2 protein-coding genes and 1 riboswitch are annotated in these 684 nt (G+C 73.2%); of the genes, one reads left to right on the forward strand and one right to left on the reverse strand.

The annotated features are described in order from the left end of the window. Positions 1–294: FAD-dependent oxidoreductase (locus A5706_RS01600; RefSeq protein WP_156766911.1), on the reverse strand; the 294-nt coding region annotated here is incomplete at its 3' end. Continuing rightward, positions 285–395, reverse strand: a riboswitch (TPP riboswitch). (Overlaps the previous gene by 10 nt.) 28 nt (positions 396–423) lie before the next feature. Here A5706_RS01600 and A5706_RS01605 point away from each other — a divergent pair. Next, the coding region (locus A5706_RS01605) for a thiamine phosphate synthase (RefSeq protein WP_197517720.1) at positions 424–684 on the forward strand (261 nt) is incomplete at its 3' end.

Below are 684 nucleotides of genomic sequence, written 5' to 3' on the forward strand. Positions count from 1 at the left end.
GTCGTCGCCGTCGACGGCCACCACCAGCGACTCGCGGGCGGTGATCACCCCTGGCGGCCAGCCGTCGGTGAAGCCGCCCTCGCGCCACAGCCGCAGCGACTCCAGGCCCAGCCGCAGTAACCGTTCTTCGCCGGGCCAACCCTCGCTGTGCGGGGCGAGCATCCCGCCCGCCACCCACGATGCACCCGGTTCGCCGGTGTGGTGCACGACGACCGACCATCCGGCCCGCGCCGCGCGGCGCGCCACCGACAGCCCGATGACACCGCCGCCGATGACGGCCAGTGAGTCTTGCATCCTTTGCTCCCTTCGCCGGCATGACCCGGATCAGGTGTGACGGTAAGGGCGTGCGCGCCCACTCTCAGTCCCCGGTCGCCAGGACTCCCGTGCTCTTCGGGTTCCACGCTAGCGCGCTAGCGTCGCGGTGTGCACCAACCGTCCACCCGCCTCGCTGCGGCCAGGCTGTATCTGTGTACCGACGCGCGCCGCGAGCGCGGCGACCTGGCCGAGTTGGTCGACGCCGCGCTGGCCGGCGGGGTCGACATCGTCCAGCTTCGCGACAAGGGCTCGGCGGGTGAGCAGCGGTTCGGTCCGCTCGAGGCCCGCGCCGAGCTGGCCGCACTCGAGATCCTGGCCGACGCGGCCCGCCGGCACGGCGCCCTGTTCGCGGTCAACGACCGCGCCGAC

This window comes from Mycobacterium sp. E796, assembly GCF_001672815.1.
Classification (GTDB): Bacteria; Actinomycetota; Actinomycetes; order Mycobacteriales; family Mycobacteriaceae; genus Mycobacterium.